Raw genomic sequence first — 26069 nt, forward strand, 5'->3', positions numbered from 1 at the left:
CCCCCCGGACTCAAGGAGGAGTTCCGAGCATGGATGAACTCAGCAGGCGCAAGATGCTGCTCACGGGCGGCGCCCTTGGCGCAGCCGGAGCGCTCGGCATGGCGTCGCCGGCGAGCGCGCGGTCCGCGTGGACCTGGGCGGCGAACGGCTCGGTGGCCAAGGCGGGGGCGGGCACCGACCCCCAGTGGGTGTGGGACGAGGAGGCCGACCAGATCCTTGGTGCCGTCCTTGACCGTGGCGACGTACCCAAGGTCAACGAGCTGCTGCGGACCTGGACCCGCAACGACCAGCCACTCCCGGACGGACTGCCCCAGGATCTGCGGCAGTTCATGGAGAAGGCCCGCCAACTACCCTCCTGGGCCGACCGGAAGAAGCTCGACACCGCTGCCCTGTTCAGCAGGACAAAGGGGATCTACGTCGGTGCCCTGTACGGCCTCGGCAGTGGTCTGATGAGCACCGCCATCCCCAGGGAGGCGCGTGCCGTCTACTACTCCAAGGGCGGCGCGGACATGAAGGACCGCATCGCCAAGACCGCGAAGCTCGGGTACGACATCGGGGACCTGGACGCCTACCAGCCCCAGGGCTCCATGATCGTGACCGCGGTGCGGACCCGGCTCGTGCACGCGGCGGTACGCAACCTGCTGCCGAAGTCCCCGGGTTGGTCGCAGACCAGCGGCGGCCAGAAGATCCCCATCAGCCAGGCGGACGTGCTCGTCACCTGGCACAGCCTGGCCACTCTTGTCATGCGCAAGCTGCTCGAGTGGAAGGTCCCCGTCTCCCGCGCCGAGTCCGATGCCTACCTGCATGTGTGGCAGGTGACCGCGCACATGCTCGGCGTCCGCGACGAATACATCCCCGCGAGCTGGGAGGCGGCCGAGGCCCAGTCCAAGCAGCTTCTCGACCCCGTACTCGCCCGCACGGACGAGGGCGTCAAGCTGACCGAGATGCTCCTCGACATCGTCGGCGAGCTCGACGCCGGTGTGTCACGGCCCCTGGTCAGCGCGTTCTCCAGGTACACGCTCGGCGACCGGATCGGCGACCTGATCGGCCTGTCCGAGGAGCCGTTCTGGCAGCCGCTGATCGCGAAGTCCTGGCCGCTCCTGGTGGCCTTCCGGGAAAAGCTGATCCCGCTGCCCCTGGTCCCGGAGGCCGCCTGGGCCATGGAGGAAGCCCTCCGCAAGTTCGTCCTGCTCTTCCTGTCCGAGGGCAGGCCCATCCACCTTGAGATCCCCGACGCGAACCGATCGCACTGATGGAGCCGGAGTCAATGTCGGAGTCCGGTGCCTCCGGGATCGGGCGGCGCCGCTTCCTCGGATACGTGATCGCCGCTCCGACGCTGGTGACCGCTGCCCAACTCGCGCCCGCGCCCCGGGCCGTGGCCGGGATTCCGTCACCGGAGGTCACCGAGCTCGTCGACCTCAACGACGTGATGACCGCGGCCGCCCTGCCGACCTCGAACCTGATCACGGTCGAGGTCGGCAGGGACGGCACCGTGTCGTTCGCACTGCCGCGCGCCGAGGTCGGCCAGGGCATCACGACGTCGACGGCGATGCTGATCGCCGAGGAGATGGACGTGCCGCTGGACCGGGTACGGGTCACGTTGGCCGACGCACGCCCTGAGCTGGTGTTCAACCAGCTCACCGGCGCGTCGAACACGACCGTCTCGACCTACACCCCGATCCGGGTCGCCGCGGCCGTCGCCCGCCACCGGCTGCTGCGAGCCGCGGCCGTCGAACTCGGCGCGGCAGTCGGCGACCTCACCCTGAAGGCCGGAGTCATCACCGACGGGGCGGGCGGGAAGAGCATCGGCATCGGCGCGCTCTCCGAGAAGGCCGCGAGCGGCGAGCCACAGCGGGTGTCCGTGGAGCTCAAGGAGCGCCGCGAGTTCACCGTCATCGGCACGCCGCAGAACCGCGTCGACGCGCTCGCCGCGGTCACCGGGCGCAAGAAGTTCGCGATGGACCTCGACGTACCGGACGCCAGGCCGACGATGGTGTGCCGTCCGCCGACCATCAACGGCAAGGTCCGCGCGGTGGCCAACCTCGGAGAAGTCCGGGCCATGCCGGGCGTCACCGATGTCGCGGCGGTCTCCACCGGCGTCGCGGTGCGCGCGGAGACCTTCGGTCAGTGCATCGACGCCGTACGCGCCCTGCACGTGTCCTGGAATCCCGGCAGCGCGGAAGGCAAGTCCGACGAGACGGTGCTCAAGGAGCTGCAAGCCGCCGAACTGCCGCTCGGGCTTCCCCCGGTGACACCGTCCGTGGAGGCCACCTTCACCTTCCACTTCCGCAGCAACAGCGCGCTTGAGCCCAACTGTGCGATAGCCGACGTGCGTTCGGACCGCGCAGAGATCTGGTCGGGCCTGAAGGCGCCGATCGTCGCCAAGCAGGCCATCGCCGCCCGGCTCGGCCTTCCGCAGAGCGCGGTCACCGTCCACGTCACCGAGGGCGGCGGCTCCTTCGGACGGAAGCTGTTCTTCGACGCCGCGCTCGAAGCCGCCGAGATCTCCAAGGAGTTCGGCAAGCCCGTCAAGCTCATGTGGCACCGCGCCGACGACGCCCGCCAAGGGCGCACCCACCCGATGGCCACCTCACGCGTACGCGCCGCCTACCTCGGCAAGACCGTGCTCAGCTACCGGCAGCGGCACACCAGTGTCTCCACGGACCTCGGCCACGGCCTCGGCGAGGTCTTCACGGCCCTGGCCGCGAAGCTGCCCGTGGGCGACATCGGCTTCTCCGAGACGTTCTTCCAGCTCTCCCAGTCGATGCCGTACGACTTCGGCCTCAACAGCCGGCTCCTCAGCGAGACCGACAAGGGCTTCAACACCGGCAGCATGCGCAACGTCTACTCGCCCGACGTCACCTGCGCCCGCGAACTCGTCGTCGACCGGCTAGCCGCGAAGATGGGCAAGGACCCCTTCGAGTTCCGCCGTGACTTCCTGCGCGACGACCGCGCCCGGGCGGCGCTCGAAAAGGTCGCCGAGGCGGGGAAGTGGGGGCGGCCGATGCCGGACGGCACCGCACAGGGCATCGCTCTCCACTCCGAATACCATGCCGTCAACGCGGTGTTGGTGGAGATCGACTGCCGGCCCGAGACCGTCAACCGCCCCATCCGCGACGGCGTGACGGGCCCCCGCGTCACCAAAGCCGTCATCGCCGTGGACGTCGGCCTCGCCGTCAACCCACGCGGCCTGGAAGCCCAGATGATGGGCTGCCTCATGGACGGCATCGCCCAGACCCTGACCTCCAGCCTGCATCTGCGCGACGGCTACTTCCTCGAAGCGAGCTGGGACAACTACTTCTACACCCGGCAGTGGAACACCCCACCCGAGCTGGAGATCATCGTCATGCCGACCACCACCGGGAAGCCGGGCGGGGCAGGGGAGTTGGGCGTCACCGCGTCGATGGCGGCGGTCGCCTGCGCGTACGGCCGGGCGACCGGCACCATGCCGACCAGCTTCCCGATCAACCACGGCACGCTCTCCTTCGAGCCCAAGCCGACCGTCCCGCCGATCCCCCAGTCCCCGACCGACGGCCGGGACCTCGCCCGCTGAAACATCCGCCGAAGCAGACCGAACGAAGCAAGGAGATCCCGTGCCTGAGCACACCTTCCGCCTCAACGGCAAGCAGGTCACCGTCAACGTCGCCGACGACGTACGGCTGCTGTGGGTGCTGCGCGACATCCTCGGCGTGACCGGCCCGAAGTACGGCTGCGGCATCAACGTCTGCAAGGCCTGCACCAGCCACCTCAACGGCAAGGCCGCCAACCCCTGCGCGATCCCCGTCAAGGATCTGCGGGCGACCGACGAGATCACCACCATCGAAGGGCTCCCGGCCACGGTGGGCGCGGACCTGCACCCGATGCAACAGGCCTGGCTCGACCAGGACGTTGCCCAGTGCGGCTACTGCCAGCCCGGCCAGATCATGGCCGCGGTCGCCCTGGTCGAACGCGTCGCACAGGAAGGCCGCACGATCACCGACGCCGACCTCGACGGCATCCGCAACATCTGCCGCTGCGGCACGTACGTCCGCATCCGCGAGGCGATCAAGGCCGGCGCAGAGAACATGTGAGGGGCCGCGGGCGATTCGACGACGTTGTACGCCGATGTCTTGAAGGAGTCGAAGAGGACGGGCCCGAGAACCTTGGCACCGGCCCGCATGTACCAGGGGGCGATGCGCAGGATGTCGCCGCGGGTCCGCCGCTCTTGACAGTAATTCCTGTCATGCTCGCCGCTCGACAGGTAGGCTTGTCACATGGATGAAGCGGCAGGGATCCCGACTCCCGACAAGAACGAAGACGACTTCTGGGCGACCGTCATGACTCTGCTGGAGCCCGCCTGGAGCGAGCCCAGCAAGGACGACACGTTCACCATGGACGACAGAGTCCTCGACGCGGTCCGCGCGCTGGCCGAACGTATCTCGACACGTGCGCTGGCCTATCGCACCGCCGACAAGCCCTTCGACCCGGCGCTGATGGCCTCGCCCGATGTGCAACTGGCGCTGCTGCGGGCGCTGTACGAAGCTAAGCAGTCCGTCGACCGGCTGGCGGAGAGTGCCGCCACCGTCGCCGGTCGCAGTGGAGCGAACTATGCCCAGCTGGGTGCGGCATGGGGCGGCATCAAACGTCAGTCCGCCCGCCTCAAGTGGCCCCACGCAGTGGTCAAGAAGTCCGCCAGCGGGTCCATCCCGCTCCGCTATGCGGGCGGTTCCGCCGTGGTTCACCACGACCCGGATGTCGACGCCTGGTGGTACAGCGCCACCGCCGCGGACCAGCAGGACGAGGAGTCCGAGGCCGTCCACGGCACCTACGCCGAGGCCATCGCGGCGGCGACGGAGTTCCTCTTGGCGCACGCCGTGCCCGCCGGGCAGGGGCCCGCGTGACTGACCCGTGAGGTCACCGTTGCGGGCGGCGACCGCCCCCGCCTCCACGGCCTGAACGGTCGGCCCAGAGCTTTCCCGAGTCCACGCACCTCCTCAACACGCCGAACTTGACAGAGAAGTTGGCGATGACGGTCGCCCGGTGCGTCCCGGCCTGCCCGGCGGGACTCTGACGGCTGGTGGCTCAGGGCGGGGAACGGTGTACGTGGACCGGACCGATCCGCAGGGCGGGCTCACCCGGCGCGGGTGCCACCCGGGGGCCAACGACGAGCCTGATCACCTGACGGTCCGGCCTCCCGCGTACCACCCCGCCGCGTAAGCGCTCACCACCGCCCTGTCGCGGAGGGGGAGACCCGAGTGCCGCAACCTCTCTACTCACCTGAATGGAACCTGAGCTGACCCTTGTCAAGCCTTGGCCCGTCGAGGTATAGGAGTTGCTGACAGCGTCCGGGCTCCCCGGGAGCCCGGCGAGCAGATGCCTCGGGCGAGAGGAGTGAATCATGATGCTGATCCGCACCGACCCGTTCCGTGAACTCGACCGTCTGACCCAGCAGTTCTTCGGCACCGTGGCCCGGCCGGCGCCGATGCCGCTCGACGCCTACCGCGACGGCGACACCTTCCTCATCCACCTCGACCTGCCGGGCATCGAGGCCCAGTCCCTCGAGATGGACGTGGAGCAGAACGTCCTGACGATCCGTGCCGAGCGCCGCGCACCCGAGCTCAAGGATGAGGGCATGATCGTCGCCGAGCGGCCGCACGGTGTGTTCAGCCGTCAGCTGTTCCTGGGCGACACTCTGGACACCGAGCGGATCGAGGCCGCGTACGACGCGGGTGTGCTGACCGTACGGATCCCGGTGGCCGAGCAGGCCAAGCCGCGCCGTATCGAGATCAGCCGAAGCGACGGCGGCGCCAAGCAGATCACCACCTGAGGCACACCAGCACTTCGAGGAGGAGGGTCATGGCCCTGCTGTACGCCGCCGAACAGCCCCCGAAACGGCTGGTCCTGGACCTGTAGGGCCTGTGCTGAGGACCCTGCGGATCAGCCACCTGATGCGGGTACTCCCAAAGTTCCTCAGGCTGAGGGGAGTCGGCGATCAGACGTCACCCGGTCGGCCGCCCGTTGCCCTCCGGTATTGCTGCAACTCTGCCTCCAGGGCGGCAACTTGGTGCCGCAGTGCCAGCACATGGCGCACGCCGGCCAGGGTGACGCCCTCACCGATGAGCTGGAGAGCCTCAGCCACTTGGTCGATCTCGCGGCGTGAGTAGCGCCGCTGGCCGCCCGCGGAGCGCACCGGGACCACGATCTCCTGCTCGTCCAGGCGCCGCAGAAAGGCGAGCTGTACATCAAGCATGTCCGCGACCTGCCCGATGGTGTACAGCGGTGCGTTCTCATCGTCGATCGGGAGGAATGTCACCGGCACCCCTCTTCACGTCGACTCGACCGAACAGAAACCTCCAAGCCAGGTTATAGGTTCACTGTCCCTCGGTCAGGCCTCTGGGCCGCACCGAACCGCAGGCAGCGGCGCCGGCCCGCCTGGGTCGGGGACGGGCGGTGCCCCGTGTTCGTCGCAGACGACCCGGGCTGTCTCCTCGGCCGTGGCCGAGCGGCAGAACTGGGCCGGCGCCTTGGCGTACCTCGTCGGCCGGGGAAGTGATGGGCCGACCACGACACAGTTGTAGGCGTCGTCCGACACGAAGTCGGGCCGGGTGCGCATCGCCTCTTCGACGGCCAGGCTGTTGGAGAGGACGACCCACGCGCCCAGCTGGTCGACACAGTGCTCCGCGGCCTCGAGGGCCCAGCGTTTGACCTGCCGGCTGATCGGTGAGGCGAACAGCGGCACGAAGATGTGCGAGACACCGAACGCCTGGCACTTGCCCAGCCATGCGGCGTCCTGCTTGATGTCCTCACAGATGAGGATGGCGATGCGGCCAAGGAAGGTCTCCAGGACGGCGACTTGGTCTCCCTTGGAGATGTACTCGGCCGCTGGTTCGTGTTTGGGGCGCTCCGGCAGCTGCCAGTCCTCCGCCTGTCCCTCGCCCAGGGTGAAGCCGGCCATCTTGTCCTGCCACAGCAGCACCTGCGCGGTCTCGCGGTCGAGCAGGATGGCCCGGTTCGGCGGCGGCTCCGCCGGCTCCGTGGATCCGATCGGCCCGGTGCCGGGAAGGACCCACTGGAGGCGGCTTGCCGCGGGCGGGTCGTTGTGCAGGAGGGTGTCCCAGTGTTTGAGCAGGTCGTTCGAGAGCGTACATTCCGGCAGTACGCCTATCTGGGCGCCTGAGTTCTCCAGATTCTGGAACACCCTTTCGATCCGCGAGCGGAGTCGGTCGTCGTCCGGTGCTACACGGTAAAGACCAACGTTTCCGCTGTCCGGGAATTCGAACTTCAGATCGAGGTAGCTCTTCAGTACGGGCGCTGCTCCAATGGAAATCGCTTGCTTTCGCGCGCAATCCCGTGGTTCGAGGTGCAGGATTCCGCTGTGCCAGATTCCCTCGCGGACCGTCGGGGTGACTCGGTGCACGGAGAAGAAATCCGGTTTTCCGGTGTGTTCTGCTATTACCTTGCCCGGTCGAGTGTAGCGGGGCAGTAGGAGGCCGGTCCGTTCCGTGTTGTTGTTGAGGCTGTTGGTGTTCTGGTATCGCCGGCCGAGCCAGCACATCGTCGATTCACCGGTGGTTCCGGGGTAGATCCCGGCGTTTTCGAAGGCGCGGTCAAGGCCCATGAGCGCGGCGAATATTCCCTGATCCCCGTATTCGCGGATGAGGTTGCGCACCAGGTCGATGCTGGCACGCCCATCCCTGCGCACGTCCTTGCAGACCAGTTCCGCCTGCTGTCTCACCTGGATGTCATCGAACCACTTGTTCGCGGTGCGCCCACGGAACGGCCAGTTCGGAAGCGCGTCGTACAGGACGACGAAGAGGTCTGCCGGATCTACCGGTAATTCGATCTCGTCGACCGAATGATCGGGATCGCGCGGCTCTGTATTCATGACTCCCCCCGAAGTATGAGTGCGTAGCTGAGATGTTAACGGCACGCCTTATGGATGCGTATCGACTTGTGCCAAGAACTTGTAACGGAAAGGATTCGATGAGCATTTGTGACCGATCATGAATCTTCACTTGACGCTCGTTTGACATCGCCCCATGCTGGGGTAGCACCTCTATGGACACCCGGAACGAAGGGCGAGTGACATGAGTGAATCACCGGGACCTAAGCGTGACCGCTTAAGTGAAGTGCAGGCCGCACTCGAGGAGATGGAGGCGGAGCGGGCAATTCCGCCACAGCAATTCAGTTCGTTGGCCATGCTGGTCACCGATGCGTCGTTGACCGCCGACGAACCGGCGATCCAGGCCGCACATGACGGACTCCGCAGGCTGTACGGGCATCATGTGCGGGCCGATCGGGACCAGGCGGAACGCGCCGAGCAACGGGGGCACCTCCTCGGGATGCTCGACATGACGACCTGGGCACTGCGCCGCTTGCCCTCGGCGCTGCAACTGAACTTCACCCCTCATGGACACCCGGTCAGCTTTCTCCTGGAGGTGGCCAAAGAGCCCGGTCTGAGCAACGAGCAGCTCGCGGGCCGGCTCAAGGTGGACGCCACCGAGATCAGCCGGATAGGCCGAAGGCTGACGGCGGCCGGCCTGGTGTGGAAGAGCCGGCAGTGGCGCCACAACGCGTGGAGCCTTACGCCGCGCGGTACTCAGTATCTGGAGAGCGTCGGTCTGATCGCGCCCCCACCTGGGGGTATCGACTACTGCCTGGGTGTCAAGGTCCGTCCGGAGTCGCTGACAGGCGTGGTGACCGACGCGAGTGCAGAGGTATACATCAGCCTGCACCGCCAAGCGCGGTTCGACGGCAGCCAGGAGAAGCTGATCCAGGGACTGGCTCGTTTCGTTCACGAGTTGCTCGACAAGGTGCCGGCCGCGGCTGAGGCGGCCAAGTCGGGGCGGACGGGTCTCGGCGTGGAGATCGGCGGCCATGTGGCGACGGACAGTGGGGACGTCGTCAAGGCGCCCAACTACGCCGATGACGGCCCTTGGTCCGGTCTGTCGCTCGGGGAACTCCTGCGGAAGGCGACGGCACTGCCCACCGTCGTGGAGAACGACGCCAACGCCATGGCGCAGCTGGCCCTTGCGGTGGGTGACGCGGACGGCAGCAGCGACTTCGCTGCTGTTGTTCTCGACAAAGGGATCGGCGCGGGGCTGATGGTCGATGGCGAGATCCTTCACGGGGCTTCAGGGGCGGCGGGGGAGATCGGCCACGTCGTGGTCGAGAACTACCAGGGCCATGAGTGCAGTTGCGGGAACAAGGGATGCCTGGAGAGCGTCGCGGGCAGCGACGCCATCGCGCGGCGGGTCCAGGAGATGAGCGGGGATCCGGTGCCGGATCTGGCCCGGGCGCTTGTTCTGCTCAAGAGCGACGACCGTGGCAAGCTCGTCGAGGAGGCCTTGACGGAGGCCGGCCGGGCGCTGGGCCGAGGCCTCGCGGACCTGCTCAACCTGGCGAACCCGGACCGCGTGGTGCTCTATGGTCCCGAGCCCCTGGTGTCGGAGGACCACGAGAGGTTCCCGGCGGCCAAAGTCTTCATGACGGCGGTGCGCCGGACCAGTATCGAGCACGCGTTCTCCACTGCTCGCGATGTTGTGATCGTGACTCGGCCCTACGATGACGAACTCGGTGCCCGTGCCGCCGCGGCGGTCGCCTGGAACCGGCTCGACCAGGACTAGGAAACGCCGTGACAGGCGAGGAGCCGGCGCGGCCGGAGGAGCCATCCACGGGGCAGCCGCAGCGGATGGCGGTGGGCACGAGGTTCGCCACAACGCGGGACGTGATCGTTCTCGTCGCCGTCCTGCTGATGCTTGCCGCCGTGTCCCTCACCGTACTGCTGCAGGCATGGCCGCAGCCCCTGTCCCAGCAAGGGAACACCGAGCGGGCGAGCCGGACCCGGATACTGATCTGGACCCCGAGGCTGGCGCGGGACACCCGGCTCTTCCTGGTCGTGATCTCCATCGGAGCTCTTGGCTCCCTGATCCACGTTCTGCGCTCCGCCTACGAGTACGTAGGCAACAGGCGTCTCCGACGCAGCTGGTTCCTGATGTACTTGCTGGAGCCGCTCGTCGGCGCGTCGCTGGCCCTCGTCGTCTACTGCGTCCTGCGCGGCGGGCTCACCACGAGCGTGGCCTCGTCCGGCGACATCAACCCCTATGGAGTGGCCTCCGTGGCCGCACTCGTCGGGATGTTCTCCCGGCAGACCGTCGACAAGCTGAGCGTCGTGTTCAACACGCTGCTGACACCACCACGGGACAGCACCGACCAACTGGTCGGCCCCGCCGCGGAACCTCCTGGAGCTCCGCTTCCCGGCACTGGGCAAGCGGGTGGAGCGGGGCAGCCCGGTGGTGCCGACGGTTCGCCGGACGCCCGCAGCGAGGGCTGAGGTTCTGGCTGGGCGTGGTCCAGGGAGCCCAGCCAGGCGTCGAGCCAGTCCGACAGGAGTGTGGCGCTGCCGCGGTTGCTGACGTGGGTGTCGTGCCGGATCTCGTAACGCTGGTCCTGGCCGTACCCGAGCGCCTTCCTCTCGTCGGTGAAGCCGCCCCTGGACTCGTAGCGCTTGCGGCCGTTGGCGTAGTACTCGCCGCTCCACCACTTCACCCGGCACGTTCCGCCGCGCCATTCGGTGTACACGTCGTCGTGAGCGCCCGGCATGCTGTCGCCCTCTCACCGTTCTCGGTCGGGTGCATCGGTACGGAGAAGTGCGGGTCGTCCGGAGAGCGCGGAGTGCCGGGGAAGCGCGATGCCGCACCCGTCGCGGCGGCGGCAGGGGCCGGGCGTGCGGCCACCGGTCAGCCGATGGGCCTGCGAAGACCCCGTGCCGTATCCCTTGCGACTTCACGAACTGACGACTAGTCATATGGCTAATTGAAATAGAGGTCGTGTCGCAACGGCTCAACTCCCTGGAGGGCAAGTGAAGTTCTCCGTCATATTCGAAGCGCAGCTCGCCGACCCCACCGTCGAGCGCGAGCACCAACTCATCCGCGACAGCGTCGAACAGGCCGTGCTGGCCGAGCAGATGGGGTTCGACCGCATCTGGGCCGTCGAGCACCACTCCCTCAAGTGGTACGCGCACATGAGCGCCCCGGAGATCTTCCTGACCTGGGTCGCAGCGCGCACCAGCACCATCCGGATCGGGCACGGCGTGGTCTGCATGCCGTTCAACTTCAACCACCCGGCACGCGTCGCCGAGCGTGCCGCCATGCTCGATCTGCTCTCCGGCGGGCGGCTCGACCTCGGCGCGGGGCGCGGTGGCACCCTGCAGGAGACCTCGCTGTGCGGCGTCGACAAGGAACGTACGACGCAGGAGGTCGAGGAGGCGCTGCGGATCATCGGGAAGGCTTGGGAGAGCGAGGAGTTGGAGCATCACGGCGAGTTGCTCGACATCGATCCGCATCCGATCCTGCCCCGGCCGAAGCAGACCCCGCATCCGCCGCTCTTCCTTGCCTGCAGCAGGACCGAGACGCTGAAGCAGGCAGCCGAACTCGGCATCGGCGCCCTGGTGATGGGATTCGCCGGGCCCGATTCGATCGCCGAGATGCGGGCCGCCTACGACACGGCGATCGCGGGCCGTACCGACGCGCGCTTCGTGTCGAGCGTCGTCAACGACCACTTCTCCGTGCTCTGTCCGACGATCGTGCTCGACGACCGGGACACCGCGCGGAGCGTCGGCATCCGGGGGCAGCGGTTCTTCGCGCAGTCCATCGGGCACTGGTACGGCGGCGCGGGCATCCCCGACGAGGCCGTGGTCGAAGGGGCCGACGAGACGGCCGCGATGCGCGAGGCCGCCGAGCAGGTCGTCGCGCGGCTGCACGAGCACAACATCCCGGTGCGGCCCACGTCCACGGCCACCTTCAATGCCGATCACGCGTATGGGACCGCCGACGATGCCATCGCCTATGTTGAGCGGCTCCGCGACGCCGGCGCCGACGAGATCATGTGCCTCGTCCAGATGGGCACCGTCCCGCAGGAAGCCTGCATGGAGACGCTGCGGCAGTGGGGCGAGAAGGTCATCCCGTACTTCCGGGCCCAGGAGGCTTGAGCGTGGGCGCGGAGAGCGATCGCCTCGCCCCGGAGGCACGGCCCCTCGTCGACGCGCTGAGCGCGGCCTTCCCCGACCTCGGCGGCACTGTCACCGACGCGGCCGAGGCCCGCCGCATCCTCGCCGCGACACCCGCCTCGGGAAAGGCCCCGCAGCCCGTGGGAGCCGTGGAGGACCGGACCGTCCCGGGGCCCGCCGGTGCTCCCGATCTGCCCGTGCGCGTCTACCGGCCCGAGGGGACCGGCCGCCCCCGGCCCACCGTCGTCTTCTTCCACGGCGGGGGCTACACGATCTGCGGGCTCGACACCCACGACGCCACGGCCCGCGGGCTGTGCGCGGAGTCCGGCGCAGTCGTCGTCTCCGTCGCGTACCGCCTTGCCCCCGAAAACCGCTTCCCTGCGGCAGCCGAAGACGCGTACGCCGCCCTGCTCTGGGCCGCGGCCGAGGCGGGGGCGGGCGCGCTCGGCGGTGATCCCGGAGCGGTGGTGACGGCGGGGGACAGCAGCGGTGGCGGCCTCGCCACCGTCGCGGCCCTGATGGCGCGGGACCGCTCGGGCCCTGCCGTGGCGCTCCAGGTGCTGATCTACCCGGTCCTGGACGCGGGGCAGCGCAGTGCCTCGTACACCTCGAACGCGAGCGGCTACTTCCTCACGGCCGCGCACATGCGCTGGTTCTGGGAGCAGTACCTCGGCCCGGACGGCGACGGTACGCATCCCTACGCCTCGCCCCTGCGGGCCGGCCTGGCCGCGCTGCCGCCCGCGCACATCGTCACCGCGGGCTGCGATCCGCTGTGCGACGAGGGCCGGGCGTACGCGGCCCGGCTGCGCGCGGCGGGGGTGGAGGTGACCGAGGGGCACCATCCGGGGATGTTCCATGGGTTCCTGGGCTTCCCGCAGCTCCTGGGGGATGCGCGGTCGGCGCTGGCGGATGTGGCAGAAGCGGTCGCCCTGACGGTGTCGGACAGGAAAAACAGCGGTGATGTCGGGGGTAACACAGGATAATTTCCCGAGCCTCCTCTTGTGGTGGAGAACCTCGCACACATACGGTGTCCATACGCGAGGTTCTCCCGTGGAGGTTGACAAGTGACGGAAATTCTTGTGCAGAAGGCGACGGAAGGGGTTGTACCTTCCGCGAGTGGGGGTGGCCCCACGGGAAGGGTTGTGGAGCACCCGGCTTGGCCGATGCTCAAGGACTCCGTGGAGGAGATCCGGCCGTGGCAGTCCGCCGACGGCTCGATCGACTTCGCGGCGGACGGTGCACCGGCGCGGTCCGTGGCCGAGCTCGCCGTCGACCGCGCGATATCCGCGATCGACCAGCTCGCCCCGCTCCTTCCGCATGACGCCGCGTACCACCAGGCGCTCGTCAAGGACCTGCGGCGCTGGGCGGACGACGGCTTCAAGGTGCCGGACTTCCTCGACTCGCTGCTGGCCTTCCAGCCCGCGGCGCACCGCGAGGACGGCCTGCAGCACCTCGTGGTCTTCCCCATGTACACGCAGAACGGCAACCCGGACCGCAATCTCGAAGCGGTCGTGCTGCGCATGGTCTGGCCGGACTGGCTGGCCGAGCTCGAGCGCACGCGCTACGACAACCCGCTGTTCTGCGGCATCACCTTCGAGGACTTCACCGCCGGGTACGACACGAACTCGGCCGTCCTCTTCCCCGAGACCATCGCCGTGCGCGAAGCCCCCGAGCGCTTCAGCTGGGGCGGCATCTTCTGTGACCGCGAGGCGGCCCGCTTCCGCCGCGTCACCGAGGCCTCGGTCGACATCCTCGGGCTCGAACTGCCCGACGACATCCGCGAGATGATCGGCGACCAGGACCGCTGCCAGCAGGCGTTCGTCCTGTGGGACATGGTCCACGACCGCACCCACAGCCACGGCGACCTGCCGTTCGACCCCTTCATGATCAAGCAGCGCCAGCCGTTCTGGATGTACGGCCTGGAGGAGCTGCGCTGCGACCTCACCGCCTTCAAGGAGGCCGTGAAGCTGGAGGCCGAGGGCGTCCCGCAGGCCCGCGACGTGCAGTACGCCGTCCTCTTCGACCGGATGTTCCGCTTCCCGGTCACCGGCGACCGCGTCAAGAACTACGACGGCCTCGGCGGCCAGCTGCTCTTCGCGTACCTGCACAAGCACGACGTCGTTCGCTGGACGGACAACAAGCTCAAGATCGACTGGGAGCGTGCGCCGCAGGTCACCAACCAGCTGTGCGCCGAGATCGAGGAGCTCTACCGCGCGGGCATCGACCGCCCCAAGCTGGTGCACTGGTTCGCCGCGTACGACCTGGTGTCCCAGTACCTCGCCCCGCACCCGGGATCGCGCTGGGCCAAGGGCCCGGACGCCCTGGACACGCAGCTTCCTCCCCGGAAACTGGTCGACGAGGTGCTTCCCGACGAATTTCCGCTCAGCATGTTCTATGAGGCGCTCTCCAAGAAGCTCAAGCATGTGATCGCCTCCACCAAGGGGATCACCGCGGCGGGCGCCGAGCAGGTCGCCGCGTGAGCGGCCGCACCAAGGAGGCGAGGACGATGTCCGCACTCGATGGAGCCGTGGTCGCGGTCGCGGGGGCAGCAGGGCCAGCGGGCCGAGCCACGCTGCTGAGGCTGGCCGAGGCAGGCGCCACGGTCGTGGCGTGCGACGCCGACGCGGCGCGCCTCGCGGAGGCCGTGGACGCCGCGCGGTACGCGCACGGCGGGGCCACCGTCATAGGCGACACGGTCGACCTCCTGGACCTCGACGCGACCCGCGAGTGGGCTACGCGCACAGAGAAGGAGTTCGGGCGGATCGACGGCCTGGTGCACCTCGTCGGCGGCTGGCGCGGCAGCGCCACCTTCGCCGAGACCGACCTCGCCGACTGGGACCTTCTCGAAAAGCTCCTGATCCGTACGGTGCAGCACACCTCGCTCGCCTTCCAGGCCGGCCTGCAGCGCAGCGACCGCGGCCGCTACCTCCTGATCAGCGCGGCCGGCGCCTCCAAGCCCACGGCGGGCAACGCGGCGTACGCGGCGTCGAAGGCCGCGGCCGAGGCCTGGACCCTCGCCCTCGGCGACGCCTTCCGCAAGGCGGGGGCCGAGCAGGGCCTGACGTCGGCGGCTGCCATCCTGGTGGTCAAGGCGCTGGTGCACGACGCGATGCGCGCGGAGCGGCCCAACGCGAAGTTCGCGGGCTTCACGGACGTCAAGGAGCTGGCCGAGGCCATCGCCGGCGTCTGGGAGCGGCCCGCCGGGGAAGTGAACGGAAACCGCCTGTGGCTGACCGAGAAGCCGTGACCGCTCGCGACACGCGTGAAGCTGTGAACCCTCCGAAGACCGACGCACGCCGTCATCACGACCCGGACGTAAGGGGTTTCGCGAGCGACAACTACGCGGGCGCCCACCCGGAGGTCCTCGCCGCCATCGCCCTCGCCAACGGCGGTCACCAGATCGCGTACGGCGAGGACGACTACACGGCCAACCTCCAGCAGGTGATCCGCGGCCACTTCGGCCCCACCGCCGAGGCGTTCCCGGTCTTCAACGGCACGGGCGCCAACGTCGTCGCGCTCCAGGCGATCACCGACCGCTGGGGCGCGGTCATCTGCGCCGAGTCCGCGCACATCAACGTGGACGAGGGCGGCGCTCCCGAGCGCATGGGCGGCCTGAAGCTGCTCACGGTGCCCACGCCCGACGGCAAGCTGACGCCCGAACTGATCGACAAGCAGGCGTTCGGCTGGGACGACGAGCACCGGGCGATGCCGCAGGTCGTCTCGATCGCGCAGAACACCGAACTGGGCACGCTCTACACGGTGGACGAGATCCGCGCCATCTGTGACCACGCGCACAAGCTGGGCATGAAGGTGCACCTCGACGGCTCGCGGATAGCCAACGCGGCGGCCGCGTTGGACGTCCCCATGCGGACGTTCACGAACGCGGTCGGCGTGGACATCCTGTCCCTGGGCGGCACGAAGAACGGTGCGCTCTTCGGCGAGGCCGTCGTGGTCATCAATCAGGACGCCGTCAGCCACATGAAGCATCTGCGCAAGATGTCCATGCAGCTCGCCTCCAAGATGCGCTTCGTTTCAGTGCAGTTGGAGGCCCTGCTCGCCAAGGACCTGTGGCTGCGCAACGCCCGGCACGCGAACGAGATGGCGCAGCGCCTGGCGGAGGGCGTGCGCGCCGTGCACGGCGTGGAGATCCTCTATCCGGTGCAGGCCAACGCGGTCTTCGCGCGGCTGCCGCACGACGTCAGCGAGCGGCTGCAGAAGCAGTACCGCTTCTACTTCTGGGACGAGGCGGCGGGCGACGTCCGCTGGATGTGCGCCTTCGACACCCGCGAGGAGGACGTCGACGGGTTCGTCGCGGCGCTCAAGGAGGAGATGGCGAGGTAGTAGCTCGCGGACTCTGGCTCGCACGCTCCGGATATCTGCATAGGTATGCGATCGACCGTAAAAGCATTGACTCGCGGTCGGTCGCATTTCTATGCTCCGGGGTCATGCAGCTGATCCAGGAAATCCCTGACCTGTCCGCCTACTTGGCCGCCGACGAGGTCATCGACCATCACCACCCGGTCGTACGCGAGACCGCCGCGCGCCTCGCCGGGCAGGCCGCCGATTCATACGCATACGCTCGCGCTGCCTTCGAGTTCGTGCGGGACGCCATCCCGCACTCCGCCGACAGCGGCGATCTGCGCGTCACCTGGCGCGCCTCCGACGTACTGGAGCAGGGCACGGGCATCTGTCACGCCAAGGCCCATGCGCTGGCCGCGCTGTTGCGAGCCGAGAACATCCCCACCGCGCTCTGCTATCAGCGCCTCGCGTACGACGCGGGTACCGGCTACTGCGTGCACGGCCTCGTCGCCGTCCGCTTCCAGGGTGCCTGGCATCGACAGGACTGCCGGGGGAACAAGTCCGGCGTCGACGCCCAGTTCTCGCTCGGCGCCGAGCGGCTTGCCTTTGTGCCGGAAGTGGAGTCCACTGAGGTGGACTATCCAGTACTCTATGCTGCACCGCATGCGACGGTCCTGCGCATCCTGAAGAGCGCCCCGGACCGGCCGTACCTGTGGGAGAACCTTCCCGACGCACTCTGATCCGCCGCACCACGCAGTACCGCACCACGCACCGCCGCACTCCGAACGCAAGGCAGCCGATGACCTTCCAGATCACCGTGACCGACGAAGTCCGCGCCCTCGCCCCCGACTTCACCCACGTCGCCATCGAGGCGTACGGACTCACCAACGGGCCGAGCACCGATGCGACCTCGGCGCTCCTCGACGAGTCTGCACGCCGTCTCACCGAGCGGCTCGGCGGCCGTGCCCCGCACGAGGACCCGCACATGGCGGCCTGGCGCGCGGCGTACACGGCCTTCGGCGCGAAGCCGTCGCGCACCCGCAACTCGGCCGAGGCGCTGGCCAAGCGGGCACTCGCCGACGGCGGTCTGCCGCGGATCAACACCCTGGTGGACGTCTACAACGCGATCAGCGTCGCCCATCTCATCCCGGTCGGCGGCGAGGACCTGGACCACATCAAGGGCGGCATGCGACTGGTGCGGGCCACCGGCGAGGAGGACTTCGTCACCATGGCCGCGGGGGAGCCGGCCGTCGAACACCCCGACGCGGGCGAGGTCGTCTGGTGTGACGACGAGGGCGTCACCTGCCGCCGCTGGAACTGGCGCCAGGGCCCGCGCACCCGCCTCACGGAGGAGTCGGTCAACGCCATCTACCTGCTGGAGGGGATGGGGCCGGACTCAGGGGCCGAGGCGGCCGGTGCCGAACTGGCCGAGCTGCTCGAGAAGTTCAGCCCCGGCGCGCGGCTGACCGTCCACGCGCCGGAGTAATCGATTCAGCTCGCCTCGGCGGCCTTCACCTCGGCGGGCGTCGGCGCGGTGCCGCCGAGGTGTGCCGGCATCCACCACGTGTCGTCCGGGCCCTTGGGGCGTACGGGATAGGCGCGCTGCGCGGCTTCGAGGAGCTCCTGGCAGCGCTCGCGAAGGCGCCGCGTGATCGCACCCGCGAACTGGTCCTTGGGGGCCTCGACCGGCTCGCCCACCCGGATCGTGATCGGGATGTGGCTGCGCTTGAAGTTGCGCGGGTGGCCCTTGGTCCACAGGCGCTGGGTGCCCCACAGAGCCATCGGGATCAGCGGGACCCCGGCCTCCTGCGCCATGCGTGCCGCGCCCGACTTGAAGGACTTCAGCGTGAACGACTGCGAGATCGTCGCCTCGGGGAAGACCCCGACGATCTCCCCGGCGCGCAGCGAGTCGAGCGCGTGCTGGTAGGCCGCCTCGCCCTGCTTGCGGTCGACGGGGATGTGCTTCATGCCCCGCATCAGCGGACCGGAGATCTTGTGCCGGAACACCGACTCCTTGGCCATGAAGCGCACGAGCCGCTTCTGCGGCAGGGCAGCGAGACCGTCGAAGATGAAGTCCAGGTAGCTGATGTGGTTGCTGACAAGCACCGCGCCACCGGTGCGAGGGATGTTCTCCGACCCCTTGCAGTCGATCTTCAGGTCCCATGCCTTGAAAAGGGTCTTCGCGGCACCGATGACCGGAGGGTAGACAAGCTCTGCCATGGGTGGGGAGGGCCCTTCGTTTCTGCCTTGGGAGGGGGGTCCCGGCGGGAAGTTACGCAGCCGTAGGTTTTTCGGCGTTGCGCAGATCGTGCCCCAAGAACGGACGGCTGGCCACCCATCGTGCCCCGCAGGCGCGAGATTCTCGTCACGTTCGCAAGCTTTCGGAATCTTTTCGGGCGCGCGAACGCTGAAGTCGCCGACAGTCGGATCATGGCGGAATGGCGGGAGAGCGAAGTGCGCGAGCTGGTCGGTCGGCTGGGGGAGCGAGCCACCCTCGTGCAGTTCTCCAGCGCCTTCTGCCAGCCCTGCAGAGCAACTCGCCGAGTCCTCGTGGAGGTGGCCGAAATGATCCCCGGTGTCCGCCATGTGGAGATCGACGCCGAGGCGGAACTGGATCTCGTACGAGAACTGCGCATCCTCAAGACACCGACGGTCCTGGTGCTCGACGCGCACGGGGGCATCGTGCTGCGCAGGTCCGGGCAGCCGCGCAAGGCCGATGTGATCGCCGCGTTGGGCAAGGCCCTGTGAGGCGATGTGCGGGGGAGGGGAGTCGTGATGACGCACGGTCAGGGCGTCACGAGGGGTCTTTCACATCGCGGAACGGACTTGACTGCACCCGGCACCTATCGTCAGCCTGCTTCCATGCCTCCGGAGCTCCTTCTCTACGAGCGCGTCCACCTGGACCTCGCACGTCATGCGAGTGCGCGCTGTCCGGGCTGCTGAGCAGCCACGGAACCGCTCGTACCTCCGGCAGAAGGACAACTCCATGACGGCCTCGCCCGATCTCCGTACGCCCCAACTCGCCTCGCCCGACCTGCTGCGCTCCGTCTTCCGGCAGCACGCCGCGGGGGTCGCTGTGATCACCGCCCAGGGCCCCGCAGGACCGGTCGGCTTCACCGCCACCTCGCTCGTCTCGGTCTCCGCCGAGCCCCCGATGCTCTCGTTCGGCATCGGTACGGGCGCCTCCAGTTGGCCTGCGATCTCCGAGGCCGAACACGTCGGCGTCCACATACTCGGCGAGCATCAGCTGGAGCTCGCCACCACGTTCGCGCGCAGCGGCGCCGACCGCTTCGGGGCGCCCACGCGCTGGTACGAAGGGCCCGAGGGGGTCCCCGTGCTCGACGGCACGCTGGCCTGGCTGGTCTGCCGCGTCGCCGCACGGGTGCCCGCCGGTGACCACCGCATCGTCCTCGCTGAGGCGGTCGTGGGGGACCCCGCGGGCGTGGGACGGCCGCTGCTGTACCACCAGGGTCGCTTCAACGTGCTGCGCGACTGAGAGTTCCCGAATGCCCCGCTGTGCGCCTGATTACAGAGCGTTGGGAAGGTCACAGTTCAAAGCGCTTGCTTAGTGGGAATGTTCTGGGTGTACTGACGAGTAATATTCCGGTCGGAGCGCGGGCCGCCCCGACCGGGATCCGCCGCTCCAGGCGCCTATGCTGCCTGCAAGAAGGCAGTGGCCAGAGCAAGGCAGCAGCCCAGTAAAGACGATGCAGTAGGAGAGCCGGCGTGAGCTTGAGGATCGTTGTCACCGTGAAGTACGTGCCCGACGCCACTGGCGACCGGCACTTCGCCGATGACTTGACCGTGGACCGGGACGATGTCGATGGTCTGCTGTCGGAGCTCGATGAGTACGCGGTGGAGCAGGCGCTGCAGATCGCGGACGAGGCGGACGACGCGGAGATCACCGTGCTGACGGTGGGTCCGGAGGATGCCAAGGACGCGCTGCGCAAGGCGTTGTCGATGGGTGCGGACAAGGCGATCCACGTGGAGGACGAGGACCTGCACGGCAGCGACATCATCGGTACGTCGCTGGTGTTGGCCAGGGCGATCGAGAAGGCGGGCTACGACCTGGTGATCTCCGGGATGGCCTCCACGGACGGCACGGCGGGTGTGGTGCCGGCGCTGCTGGCCGAGCGTCTGGGTGTCCCGCAGGTCACCCTGCTGTCCGAGGTCAAGGTCGAGGGCGGCACCGTCAAGGGGCGTCGCGACGGCGACTCGGCTTCGGAGCAGCTGGAGGCGCAGCTGCCGGCGGTGGTGTCGGTGACCGACCAGTCCGGTGAGGCGCGCTACCCGTCCTTCAAGGGCATCATGGCCGCCAAGAAGAAGCCGGTTGAGGCCTGGGACCTCTCGGACCTGGACATCGAGGCCGAGGAGGTCGGCCTGGAGGGTGCGTTCACCACGGTCGAGTCGGCGACCGAGCGTCCGGCCCGCACCGCGGGCACGATCGTCAAGGACGAGGGCGAGGGCGGCAAGCAGCTGGCCGAGTTCCTCGCGGGCCAGAAGTTCATCTAAGGCCCGCAACGCCCCCTCGCAATCGCCCAACTTCTTCGTAACTGCTGGAGATTGAAGTCCCATGGCTGAAGTTCTCGTCTATGTCGACCACGTGGACGGTGCCGTCCGCAAGCCCACCCTGGAGCTGCTCACGCTGGCCCGCCGGATCGGCGAGCCGGTCGCCCTCGCCCTCGGCAACGGTGCCGCCGAGACGGCCGCGGTGCTGGCCGAGCACGGCGCGGTGAAGGTCCTGACGGCCGATGCGCCGGAGTTCGCCGACTACCTGGTCGTGCCGAAGGTCGACGCCCTGCAGGCCGCCTACAGCGCCGTGTCCCCGGCCGCCGTGCTGGTGCCCTCCTCCGCCGAGGGCAAGGAGATCGCCGCCCGCCTCGCGGTGCGGATCAAGTCCGGCATCATCACCGACGCCGTCGACCTCGAAGCGGGCGACGAGGGTCCGGTGGCCACGCAGGCCGCGTTCGCCGCCTCCTACACCACCAAGTCCCGCATCTCCACCGGCACGCCGGTCATCACGGTCAAGCCCAACAGCGCGGCCGTCGAGGCGGCCCCGGCCGCGGGCGCGGTCGAGGCCCTTGCGGTGTCGTTCTCCGAGCAGGCCACCGGCACCAAGGTCGTGGCGCGCACGCCGCGGGAGTCGACCGGGCGTCCGGAGCTGACCGAGGCCGCGATCGTGGTCTCCGGCGGCCGTGGCGTCAACGGCGCCGAGAACTTCGCGATCATCGAGGCCCTTGCGGACTCGCTGGGTGCGGCCGTGGGTGCCTCGCGGGCCGCGGTGGACGCGGGCTGGTACCCGCACTCCAACCAGGTCGGCCAGACCGGCAAGAGCGTCTCGCCGCAGCTGTACATCGCCTCCGGCATCTCCGGCGCGATCCAGCACCGGGCGGGCATGCAGACCTCGAAGACGATCGTGGCGATCAACAAGGACGCCGAGGCCCCGATCTTCGACCTCGTCGACTACGGCGTCGTCGGCGACCTCTTCGACGTCGTCCCCGCCCTCACCGAAGAGGTCAAGACCCGCAAGGGCTGAGCCGGTTGACCGAACACGAGGCCCCCGTCCGCGCCCCGCGCGATGGCGGGGGCCTCGTGCGTCACAGCGTCAGACTCGCCTGCACCGGCAGGTGATCGCTCGGGAACTGTCCGTTGAGGGCGAACGTGTTGATCGTCGCCGAGTGGACGCGGACGCCCGGCGTCGCCAGGATCCAGTCGATGCGGTCGCCGTCCGGGGTGAGCGGCTTGTAGCCGTGGAAGGTGGCGTACGCCTTGCTGCGCTCGTCCGCCGCGTCCCAGGTGTCCACGAGACCGGCGGCAAGGATCGTGTCGTAGACCGGATTCTTGTGGGCGGCCACATTGAAGTCGCCCGTCACGAGGAGCGGCAGGGACCGGTCGAGGCGGCCGATGCGTTCGGAAATCAAACTCGCGGCACGCGTGCGTGCGTACTGACTGGCGTTGTCGAGGTGGGTGTTGAGCACGTACAGCTCGGAGTCGGTGCGCAGGTCGTGGAAGCGGACCCAGGTGACCATGCGGATGGAGCCGCCGCCCCAGGTGTTGGAGCCGATGACGTCCGGGGTGTCCGAGAGCCAGTAGTGGTCGTACTCGACCGGGGCGAGCCTGCGGGTGTCGTAGTAGACCGTCATGAACTCGTCGCGGCTGCCGCCCGCACGGCCGGTGCCGATCCAGTCGTAGTGCGGGCCCAGGTCGGCGGCGATGTCGCGCACCTGCTGGTAGAGGCCTTCCTGGGTGCCGATGACATGCGGGCGCGCGCGGCGCAGCAGCTCCCGGGTCACCGGCCGGCGGTCGGCCCAGGTGTTGGGCGGCGTGGCGCTCGCGTAGCGGAGGTTGAACGACATGACCTCCAGGCGGCGCCCGGCACGCTCCACCGCGTGGGCGGGGGACGCGGCAAGGGCCGTGGTGAACAAAGGGACCGCCGCGGCGGCGAGTACGGTCTGCAGGCCGATGCGGCGGGTCACTCGGGTGTCGTGCGGCACGCGGTCTCCTTCGGTGGGTGGCGTCAGCATGGGGTGCGCGCGGGGAAGTGCGGAAGCAGGATCTGAGACAGGGGTGAACGGCCGCGGTCCGGCAGACGAGAGGGTGTTGACCAGCGGGAAGGTCGACGGATAACTTCGCCATACGGATTGTTGATTCCGTGAAGCGGAAATGTCGGGCGCGGCGCCGAGCGTGTGGAGGATGCAGGAATGGGTCAGCAAGAGCAGGTGGCAACGAGCCTCGCCGGTGCGGTCAGCGAGGGCATCAGCGCTTCCCTCGCCCCGGTGGACGCGGAGCTCGAGCGCGCCTACCCCGGAGACCCAGGCACCCGCCAGCCCGTCCACACCGTGTATGTCCCGGGCGAGGTCTTCGCCGCCGACACCATCCGCAGCTGGGGCGACCAGGCCCTGGCCGCGCTCGACGAGCACGCCCCGGACGCGGCGTCCTTCGCGACCGTACTCGGCCTGACCGACGATCTCGCCGAGCCGGTCTACAGCCGCGTGCGCGCCAAGCTGGAGCGCGAGCCCATCGAGGACCTGCGCATCGACTTCGAGGACGGCTACAAGGGCAAGGACGAGGACCAGGACGCGGCCCGCGCAGCCCGCCTGGTGGCCGAGGCCTACAAGAACGGCACGGCGGCCCCGTACATGGGCATCCGTATGAAGTGCATGGAAGCGGCGGTCCGCGACCGTGGCATCCGTACCCTCGACATCTTTCTCTCCGGTCTCATGGAGGCCGGCGGCCTCCCCGACGGTCTCGTCCTGACCCTGCCCAAGGTGACGTACCCCGAGCAGGTCACCGCCATGGTGCGCCTTCTGGAGGAGTTCGAGAAGGCGCGCGGCCTGGAGGCGGGCCGGATCGGCTTCGAGATCCAGATCGAGACCAGCCAGTCCATCCTCGCCACCGACGGCACCGCCGCCGTCGCCCGGATGATCCAGGCCGCCGATGGCCGCGCCACCGGCCTGCACTACGGCACGTTCGACTACAGCGCCTGCCTCGGCGTCAGCGCCGCCTACCAGGCAAGCGACCACCCGGCCGCCGACCACGCCAAGGCGGTCATGCAGGTCGCCGCGGCGGGCACCGGCGTACGTGTCTCCGACGGCTCCACCAACGTCCTGCCCGTCGGCTCGACCGAGAACGTGCACGAGGCCTGGCGGCTGCACTTCGGCCTCACCCGGCGCGCCCTGGCCCGCGCCTACTACCAGGGCTGGGACATGCACCCCGGCCACATCCCGACGCGGTACGCGGCCGTGATCGCGTTCTACCGCGAGGGCTTCGAGCGGGCCGCCGCGCGCCTGTCCGCCTACGCGGGGCATCACGAGGGCGGCGCGGTCGCGGACGAGCCCGCCACCGCGAAGGCGCTCGCCGGGTACCTGCTGCGCGGCCTGGACTGCGGCGCCCTCGACGCCGGCGAGGTCACCCGCGGCACCGGCCTCACGCTGGCAGGACTGCAGTCCTTCGCGGGCCCCCGCCGCGGCGACCTCACGGCCAACGCCAAGTAACTCCGGCACGCGCTGTCACCCCTGCCCCGTACTCTGTAGCCCACGGAAGTGGTGTCGCAGGAACGGGGCAGCGGTGTCTTCGGGGGATCAGGAACAGACGGGCGGGGTCGGCAGACTCCTCGCCGGGCGCTATCGCGTCGTGGCGCAGCTCGGGCGCGGCGGCATGGGAGTCGTCTGGCGCGCCATGGACGAGGTGCTGCACCGCGAGGTCGCCGTCAAGGAACTGCGGACGTACTCGGACGCGGCGGGGCCCGAGCTGGCCGATCTGCGCGTGCGGATGCAGCGCGAGGCCCGCGCGGCCGCCCGCGTGCGGCACCCCGGAGTCGTCGCCGTGCACGACGTGGCGGAGGTCGACGGACGGCCCCTCATCGTCATGGAGCTCGTCGAAGGACCCTCCCTGGACGACGTCCTGCGCGAGCGCGGCACCCTCGACCCCCGCGAGGCCGCGGCCATCGGCGCCAAGGTCATGGAGGCGCTCGCCGCCGCCCACCGCGCCGGCGTCCTGCACCGCGACGTGAAGCCCGGCAACATCCTCCTGGAGACAGGCGGCGGCCGCGTCGTCCTCACCGACTTCGGCATCGCCACCATGGACGACCCCGGGGACGGCTCGTCCACCCACCTCACCCGCAGCGGCGAGCTCGTCGGCTCCCTGGACTACCTGGCCCCCGAGCGCGCCCAGGGCCAGGACCCGGGCCCCGCATCCGACGTCTGGGCCCTCGGCGCCACCCTGTACGCGGCGGTCGAGGGATCGTCGCCCTTCCGCCGTACGTCGACGTGGTCCACGCTCACCGCGATCGTCACCGACCCGCTGCCCGAGCCGCAGCGAGCGGGCCCGCTGACTCCCGTACTGCAACAGCTGATGCACAAGGACCCGCAGGCGCGGCCGGACGCGGAGCAGGCGGGGCTGCTGCTCGCCGACGCGGCCGGGAGCGGAGCGGTCACGACCGCGTTGCGCGAGCCCGCGCCGCAGCCGAGACGGACCACCGAGCGGAGCATCCCGAGCGGGCCGCCGCCGGGCTTCGGGCCGCCGCTCGCGGCATCGCCTGCCGCGTCGCACCCCGCGGCCCCGGTCCCGCCGCAGTCCCCTGCGACGCCGCAGCAGGCCAAGCGCCCGCGCCGCGGCCGTGCCCTGCTCGCCGCGGCGGCCGTCACCGTCGTACTGGCCGCGACCGGCGTCACCGTCGCCCTCCTCAACAGCGGGGGAGAGGACGGAAACCGGGCACAGGGCCCCGCCTCCCCCGGCGACAAGACGGCCGAGCCGGGGCCGGACAACAGCCGTGGCTCGCTGGACGGCACACGCGCCCCCAAGCCCTCGAAGCAGGGCGACGAGAAGTCCCGCGAGCCGGACGCCAAGCCGTCCGACAAGGACGACCCGAAGGCCACCGTCAAGCCGACGAGCCGCCCCAAGCCCTCGACCGAGCCGACCAAGGACGAGGGCACGACGGGCGGCGGATCCGGCGGCTCCGACGGCGGCACATCGGGCGGCGGCGACCCGGAACCCGAGCCCGTCTGCCACGCCACGGGCGGCGGCAAGTACGACTGCTCGGTGTGGCGCACCGCCAAGTCGTACACCGCGTCGGGCTCCGAGGCGGGCGTACTGAACGCGGGCACCAACTACTTCTACTGCCAGCAGAACCTCGGCCGCCGCGAGACGTACGGCGAGTGGACGAACGTCTGGTGGGCCAAGACGGACGACGACAGCGGCAACACGAACGTGTTCGTCAGCGACGTCTACATCAAGGGCGGCGACAACGACAAGCCGCTGCCTGGCCTCCCTGTCTGCTGACGGG

Annotated in this window: 24 protein-coding genes; 20 read left to right on the top strand and 4 right to left on the bottom strand. The window is 69.2% G+C overall.

The features are described 5' to 3' along the window. Nucleotides 1–29: 29 nt before the first annotated feature. The 5 genes from AB0O76_RS05390 to AB0O76_RS05410 all read left to right on the top strand — a co-directional run bounded on the left by AB0O76_RS05390 (nt 30) and on the right by AB0O76_RS05410 (nt 5806). Complete coding sequence (locus AB0O76_RS05390; protein ID WP_365485728.1) at nt 30–1253, top strand: oxygenase MpaB family protein; 1224 nt, start codon at nt 30–32, stop codon at nt 1251–1253. Nucleotides 1254–1267: 14 nt separating this feature from the next. Next, nucleotides 1268–3553, top strand: a complete 2286-nt coding sequence (locus AB0O76_RS05395) for a molybdopterin cofactor-binding domain-containing protein (protein WP_365485730.1) — start codon at nt 1268–1270, stop codon at nt 3551–3553. A 40-nt stretch (nt 3554–3593) separates the two neighbouring features. Continuing rightward, the gene (locus AB0O76_RS05400; RefSeq protein WP_365485732.1) at nt 3594–4070 is read left to right on the top strand and encodes a (2Fe-2S)-binding protein; all 477 of its coding nucleotides are present in this window, start codon (nt 3594–3596) and stop codon (nt 4068–4070) included. 183 nt (nt 4071–4253) lie between these two features. Then, the gene (locus AB0O76_RS05405) at nt 4254–4880 is read left to right on the top strand and encodes a hypothetical protein (RefSeq protein ID WP_365485734.1); all 627 of its coding nucleotides are present in this window, start codon (nt 4254–4256) and stop codon (nt 4878–4880) included. A gap of 497 nt (nt 4881–5377) precedes the next feature. Next, nucleotides 5378–5806: an Hsp20/alpha crystallin family protein gene (locus AB0O76_RS05410; protein WP_365485736.1), complete on the top strand. Its 429-nt coding sequence runs from the start codon at nt 5378–5380 to the stop codon at nt 5804–5806. Nucleotides 5807–5971: 165 nt separating this feature from the next. Here AB0O76_RS05410 and AB0O76_RS05415 read toward each other — a convergent pair whose 3' ends face one another. Continuing rightward, complete coding sequence (locus AB0O76_RS05415; protein WP_365485738.1) at nt 5972–6292, bottom strand: MerR family transcriptional regulator; 321 nt, start codon at nt 6290–6292, stop codon at nt 5972–5974. Nucleotides 6293–6364: 72 nt separating this feature from the next. Beyond that, nucleotides 6365–7864, bottom strand: coding sequence for a hypothetical protein (locus tag AB0O76_RS05420; RefSeq protein WP_365485740.1), 1500 nt, complete (start codon nt 7862–7864; stop codon nt 6365–6367). A gap of 202 nt (nt 7865–8066) precedes the next feature. Here AB0O76_RS05420 and AB0O76_RS05425 point away from each other — a divergent pair, with 202 nt between their 5' ends. The 9 genes from AB0O76_RS05425 to AB0O76_RS05465 all read left to right on the top strand — a co-directional run bounded on the left by AB0O76_RS05425 (nt 8067) and on the right by AB0O76_RS05465 (nt 17771). Next, nucleotides 8067–9605 carry an ROK family transcriptional regulator gene (locus tag AB0O76_RS05425; RefSeq protein ID WP_365485742.1) on the top strand — a complete coding sequence of 513 codons (1539 nt, stop codon included), beginning with the start codon at nt 8067–8069 and terminating at the stop codon, nt 9603–9605. Nucleotides 9606–9613: 8 nt separating this feature from the next. Beyond that, nucleotides 9614–10312 carry a hypothetical protein gene (locus AB0O76_RS05430; protein ID WP_365485744.1) on the top strand — a complete coding sequence of 233 codons (699 nt, stop codon included), beginning with the start codon at nt 9614–9616 and terminating at the stop codon, nt 10310–10312. A gap of 528 nt (nt 10313–10840) precedes the next feature. Then, entirely contained in the window at nt 10841–11968 is a 1128-nt protein-coding gene (locus tag AB0O76_RS05435; RefSeq protein ID WP_365485745.1) for an LLM class flavin-dependent oxidoreductase, read from the top strand. A 2-nt stretch (nt 11969–11970) separates the two neighbouring features. Beyond that, the gene (locus AB0O76_RS05440; RefSeq protein ID WP_365485747.1) at nt 11971–12969 is read left to right on the top strand and encodes an alpha/beta hydrolase; all 999 of its coding nucleotides are present in this window, start codon (nt 11971–11973) and stop codon (nt 12967–12969) included. An 81-nt stretch (nt 12970–13050) separates the two neighbouring features. Continuing rightward, nucleotides 13051–14466 (top strand): DUF6421 family protein, encoded by a 1416-nt coding sequence (locus AB0O76_RS05445; RefSeq protein WP_365485749.1) that lies wholly within the window; start codon nt 13051–13053, stop codon nt 14464–14466. A 26-nt stretch (nt 14467–14492) separates the two neighbouring features. Further along, nucleotides 14493–15233, top strand: a complete 741-nt coding sequence (locus tag AB0O76_RS05450) for an SDR family NAD(P)-dependent oxidoreductase (RefSeq protein ID WP_365485751.1) — start codon at nt 14493–14495, stop codon at nt 15231–15233. A 23-nt stretch (nt 15234–15256) separates the two neighbouring features. Continuing rightward, entirely contained in the window at nt 15257–16327 is a 1071-nt protein-coding gene (locus AB0O76_RS05455; protein ID WP_360771040.1) for a low specificity L-threonine aldolase, read from the top strand. A 104-nt stretch (nt 16328–16431) separates the two neighbouring features. Beyond that, complete coding sequence (locus AB0O76_RS05460; protein WP_365485753.1) at nt 16432–17025, top strand: transglutaminase domain-containing protein; 594 nt, start codon at nt 16432–16434, stop codon at nt 17023–17025. A 59-nt stretch (nt 17026–17084) separates the two neighbouring features. Then, nucleotides 17085–17771, top strand: a complete 687-nt coding sequence (locus AB0O76_RS05465) for a phenylalanine--tRNA ligase beta subunit-related protein (protein ID WP_365485755.1) — start codon at nt 17085–17087, stop codon at nt 17769–17771. A 5-nt stretch (nt 17772–17776) separates the two neighbouring features. On the opposite strand, the gene AB0O76_RS05470 is transcribed toward AB0O76_RS05465, so the two are convergent. Next, on the bottom strand, nt 17777–18505 hold the full coding sequence (locus AB0O76_RS05470) for a lysophospholipid acyltransferase family protein (protein WP_360771031.1): 729 nt from the start codon (nt 18503–18505) through the stop codon (nt 17777–17779). A 210-nt stretch (nt 18506–18715) separates the two neighbouring features. Here AB0O76_RS05470 and AB0O76_RS05475 point away from each other — a divergent pair, with 210 nt between their 5' ends. The 4 genes from AB0O76_RS05475 (at nt 18716) to AB0O76_RS05490 (ending at nt 21821) form a co-directional block, all read left to right on the top strand. Then, the gene (locus AB0O76_RS05475) at nt 18716–19033 is read left to right on the top strand and encodes a thioredoxin family protein (RefSeq protein ID WP_365485758.1); all 318 of its coding nucleotides are present in this window, start codon (nt 18716–18718) and stop codon (nt 19031–19033) included. Between the two features lie 238 nt (nt 19034–19271). Then, complete coding sequence (locus AB0O76_RS05480; RefSeq protein ID WP_365485760.1) at nt 19272–19781, top strand: flavin reductase family protein; 510 nt, start codon at nt 19272–19274, stop codon at nt 19779–19781. Between the two features lie 230 nt (nt 19782–20011). Then, nucleotides 20012–20797 (top strand): electron transfer flavoprotein subunit beta/FixA family protein, encoded by a 786-nt coding sequence (locus AB0O76_RS05485; RefSeq protein ID WP_365485762.1) that lies wholly within the window; start codon nt 20012–20014, stop codon nt 20795–20797. A gap of 61 nt (nt 20798–20858) precedes the next feature. Continuing rightward, nucleotides 20859–21821 carry an electron transfer flavoprotein subunit alpha/FixB family protein gene (locus AB0O76_RS05490; protein ID WP_365485764.1) on the top strand — a complete coding sequence of 321 codons (963 nt, stop codon included), beginning with the start codon at nt 20859–20861 and terminating at the stop codon, nt 21819–21821. A 61-nt stretch (nt 21822–21882) separates the two neighbouring features. Here the strand turns inward: AB0O76_RS05490 and AB0O76_RS05495 are convergent, their stop codons facing one another. Continuing rightward, nucleotides 21883–22779, bottom strand: coding sequence for an endonuclease/exonuclease/phosphatase family protein (locus AB0O76_RS05495; RefSeq protein ID WP_365485766.1), 897 nt, complete (start codon nt 22777–22779; stop codon nt 21883–21885). A 207-nt stretch (nt 22780–22986) separates the two neighbouring features. On the opposite strand from AB0O76_RS05495, the gene AB0O76_RS05500 reads away from it, so the two are divergent. Together AB0O76_RS05500 and AB0O76_RS05505 are read left to right on the top strand one after the other, a co-directional pair. Continuing rightward, nucleotides 22987–24279, top strand: coding sequence for an aldolase/citrate lyase family protein (locus AB0O76_RS05500; RefSeq protein WP_365485768.1), 1293 nt, complete (start codon nt 22987–22989; stop codon nt 24277–24279). Between the two features lie 73 nt (nt 24280–24352). Beyond that, complete coding sequence (locus AB0O76_RS05505) at nt 24353–26065, top strand: serine/threonine-protein kinase (protein ID WP_365485770.1); 1713 nt, start codon at nt 24353–24355, stop codon at nt 26063–26065. The last annotated feature ends 4 nt before the right edge of the window (nt 26066–26069 follow it).

This window comes from Streptomyces sp. NPDC086554, assembly GCF_040686095.1.
Taxonomy (GTDB): Bacteria; Actinomycetota; Actinomycetes; order Streptomycetales; family Streptomycetaceae; genus Streptomyces.

Excerpts from the sequence above, each read along its gene's own strand:
- AB0O76_RS05390 (WP_365485728.1), top strand. The coding sequence starts at position 30 with ATGGATGAACTCAGCAGGCGCAAGATGCTGCTCACGGGCGGCGCCCTT.
- AB0O76_RS05395 (WP_365485730.1), top strand. The coding sequence starts at position 1,268 with ATGTCGGAGTCCGGTGCCTCCGGGATCGGGCGGCGCCGCTTCCTCGGA.
- AB0O76_RS05405 (WP_365485734.1), top strand. The coding sequence starts at position 4,254 with ATGGATGAAGCGGCAGGGATCCCGACTCCCGACAAGAACGAAGACGAC.
- AB0O76_RS05410 (WP_365485736.1), top strand. The coding sequence starts at position 5,378 with ATGATGCTGATCCGCACCGACCCGTTCCGTGAACTCGACCGTCTGACC.
- AB0O76_RS05420 (WP_365485740.1), bottom strand. The coding sequence starts at position 7,864 with ATGAATACAGAGCCGCGCGATCCCGATCATTCGGTCGACGAGATCGAA.
- AB0O76_RS05425 (WP_365485742.1), top strand. The coding sequence starts at position 8,067 with ATGAGTGAATCACCGGGACCTAAGCGTGACCGCTTAAGTGAAGTGCAG.
- AB0O76_RS05450 (WP_365485751.1), top strand. The coding sequence starts at position 14,493 with ATGTCCGCACTCGATGGAGCCGTGGTCGCGGTCGCGGGGGCAGCAGGG.
- AB0O76_RS05460 (WP_365485753.1), top strand. The coding sequence starts at position 16,432 with ATGCAGCTGATCCAGGAAATCCCTGACCTGTCCGCCTACTTGGCCGCC.
- AB0O76_RS05465 (WP_365485755.1), top strand. The coding sequence starts at position 17,085 with ATGACCTTCCAGATCACCGTGACCGACGAAGTCCGCGCCCTCGCCCCC.
- AB0O76_RS05470 (WP_360771031.1), bottom strand. The coding sequence starts at position 18,505 with ATGGCAGAGCTTGTCTACCCTCCGGTCATCGGTGCCGCGAAGACCCTT.
- AB0O76_RS05475 (WP_365485758.1), top strand. The coding sequence starts at position 18,716 with ATGGCGGAATGGCGGGAGAGCGAAGTGCGCGAGCTGGTCGGTCGGCTG.
- AB0O76_RS05480 (WP_365485760.1), top strand. The coding sequence starts at position 19,272 with ATGACGGCCTCGCCCGATCTCCGTACGCCCCAACTCGCCTCGCCCGAC.
- AB0O76_RS05490 (WP_365485764.1), top strand. The coding sequence starts at position 20,859 with ATGGCTGAAGTTCTCGTCTATGTCGACCACGTGGACGGTGCCGTCCGC.
- AB0O76_RS05500 (WP_365485768.1), top strand. The coding sequence starts at position 22,987 with ATGGGTCAGCAAGAGCAGGTGGCAACGAGCCTCGCCGGTGCGGTCAGC.